Genomic DNA, 2,282 nt, shown 5'->3' with positions numbered 1-2,282 from the left:
GAGTATAGGCATTCTATTCCTTTGGGAGCACGATATGGATCGCCTCGATAGAAAAATTCTCCGCCTCTTGCAGGAGGACGCGACACTCGCGGTCGCCGATGTCGCCAAGAAAGTCGGGCTGTCGACGACGCCTTGCTGGAGACGCATCCAGAAGCTCGAGGAAGAGGGCGTCATCAAGCGGCGCGTTGCCATTCTCGACCATGAAAAGGTCAATGTGCGCGTCACCGTCTTCGTGTCGATCCGCACCAATTCGCATAGCCATGAATGGCTGCGGCGTTTCTCGGAAGTCATCCAGGAGTTTCCCGAGGTGGTTGAGTTCTACCGCATGAGCGGCGACGTCGATTATCTCCTGCGCGTCGTGGTGCCCGACATCGCCGCCTATGACGCCTTCTACAAGCGGCTGATTGCCAAGATCGAAATTCGTGACGTGTCGTCGTCCTTCGCCATGGAGCAGATCAAGTACACGACCGAAATCCCGCTCGACTACATGGTTCTGGACAAGGAATCGGGTGCCAACGCTGCCTGAGCTGAACGTCACATAAAGTCATCCCGCTTAGTTCTTCTTTTTGTTGAGGAAACTCCAGGGTGAGTTCACCGGCAGAGTGATCGTATCCGGCACGGTCTCGACGCTCACCACATCTGCCTTGCGCACGCTGTAGCCAGACTGGATGATGCTGACGCCGTCGAGGATGAACAGCTGGTTCTTCTCCATGTCCGGCTTCAGCGCGCCGGTGACCGCTACAGGCTGATAGGCCTCGGACATCTTGAAGGGACGGGCCGGCGTAACCAGGACAATCTGGTTGGGCGGCGGCGTCGGCATGTGACTGCAGGCACCCGTCCAGGGTACCAGCAGGAACTGGTAGACAAGATCACCGTCGCGATCGACCGGCAATGCGTAGCCGGCTAGCTGAATGCTTTTGTCCTGAAGATTGACGGACAGCGTTTCGCCATGGTCGGGCAATTTTGCCGCGATCATCGGCAGCCCGACGTTTTCGGCGGCGGATTGCGTAGCCGGACGCAGATCCTTCCAGAATATGTGCGCAGTCTCGGCCGAGGCATCGGCGGCAGCGGACACAAACAAAGCGGCAGCGAGCGCCAGGGTTGATTTTAGAGGATTGCTCATCGGCCGCTTCCTTTGAGCCTAAAGTAAAGACGCCGCTGCCAAAGATGTCAACGCTCGAGGCGCATCACATGTCGGCAGCCACTTCACATGTCGGCGAGATACTGACATGGCGGAACGCGCGCCGTCAGCCTTTCCTGGCGGCGATCCGCGCGAGCGTCTTGGCATTGGTCAGCTCCCTTACGGCGTCCTTGCCGATCCAGCGCGCCGTCTTGTCGGCCGACTGCGCCAGTCGTTCGGCGACAGCCAGGGCGGCACCGTGCATGTTCATCGATCGCTTACCGATCGACCGAAGCGCCCAGTTCACGGCTTTCTTCACGAAATTGCGGCTGTCGTTCGCGTGCGTTTCGATGATCGGCAGGAAGGAGAGGAAGGTCGCCCCTGGCTCCTGCTTCCGGTGGACGACAGACCAGGCCATCATGGCGAAGGCCGTGCGCCGAACGAACTCCCGCTCGTCGGCCGCGAACTCGGCGATCAGTTCTTTCCAGGCGTCCGTATCGACAAAGAGATCCGAGACGCCGTCGACGATGTCCCAGGAGTCGAAACTAGCCGCCCATCGCCTTGCATCTTCAGCAGAAAACCGTTTCGGGTCAGCCGTGACGGAGGCAATGAACTGCGCCTCCATGATGCCGCTGTCCCATAGCTCGAAGGCGCGCTCGTGGTTGCGTTTGATCGTCCGCGCGATCTGCCGCTGCATGCCGTGCGAGATGCCAAGTGCACGGTCGATCTTGATGCCGTAGCGCAACATGCCGAGGCGGTTCTGCTCGGATCCGATGGCGCGAAGATGGGCGACGATTTCCGCGGCACTGGATTGAGGCGAGAGCTCTGCCACGGCAGAGACCTATTTTTCGAGACGGGCGAGCAGCGAGGACGTGTCCCAGCGCTTGCCGCCCATCGCCTGCACATCCTTGTAGAACTGGTCGACGAGTGCGGTGACCGGCAGTCTGGCGCCATTGCGGTCGGCCTCGGCCAGGCAGATGCCGAGATCCTTGCGCATCCAGTCGACGGCGAAGCCGAAATCATATTTGCCGGCGTTCATCGTCTTGTGGCGGTTCTCCATCTGCCAGGAGCCCGCGGCGCCCTTGGAAATCACCTCGATCACCTTCTCGATGTCGAGCCCGGCCTTCTTGCCGAAATGGATGCCTTCGGCCAGGCCCTGGAC

4 protein-coding genes are annotated in these 2,282 nt (G+C 60.1%); 1 reads left to right on the top strand and 3 read right to left on the bottom strand.

Translation table 11 applies throughout. From position 1 onward, the window contains the following. The first annotated feature begins 34 nt into the window (after positions 1-34). Positions 35-526 (top strand): Lrp/AsnC family transcriptional regulator, encoded by a 492-nt coding sequence (locus EN932_RS34325; protein WP_006205209.1) that lies wholly within the window; start codon positions 35-37, stop codon positions 524-526. Between the two features lie 27 nt (positions 527-553). Here the strand turns inward: EN932_RS34325 and EN932_RS34320 are convergent, their stop codons facing one another. The 3 genes from EN932_RS34320 to EN932_RS34310 form a co-directional block, all read right to left on the bottom strand. Next, on the bottom strand, positions 554-1,123 hold the full coding sequence (locus EN932_RS34320; RefSeq protein ID WP_127370188.1) for a DUF3299 domain-containing protein: 570 nt from the start codon (positions 1,121-1,123) through the stop codon (positions 554-556). Positions 1,124-1,247: 124 nt separating this feature from the next. Then, on the bottom strand, positions 1,248-1,952 hold the full coding sequence (locus EN932_RS34315; RefSeq protein WP_027161587.1) for a DNA alkylation repair protein: 705 nt from the start codon (positions 1,950-1,952) through the stop codon (positions 1,248-1,250). Between the two features lie 9 nt (positions 1,953-1,961). After that, positions 1,962-2,282: NAD-binding protein (locus EN932_RS34310; RefSeq protein WP_164750111.1), on the bottom strand; the 321-nt coding region annotated here is incomplete at its 5' end.

Source organism: Mesorhizobium sp. M7A.F.Ca.US.002.01.1.1 (assembly GCF_004022955.1).
Classification (GTDB): Bacteria; Pseudomonadota; Alphaproteobacteria; order Rhizobiales; family Rhizobiaceae; genus Mesorhizobium; species Mesorhizobium ciceri.
The sequence above is the reverse complement of the archived record's forward strand: the minus strand, read 5'-3'. Positions and strand labels throughout refer to the sequence as shown.

Excerpts from the sequence above, each read along its gene's own strand:
- EN932_RS34320 (WP_127370188.1), bottom strand. The coding sequence starts at position 1,123 with ATGAGCAATCCTCTAAAATCAACCCTGGCGCTCGCTGCCGCTTTGTTT.
- EN932_RS34325 (WP_006205209.1), top strand. The coding sequence starts at position 35 with ATGGATCGCCTCGATAGAAAAATTCTCCGCCTCTTGCAGGAGGACGCG.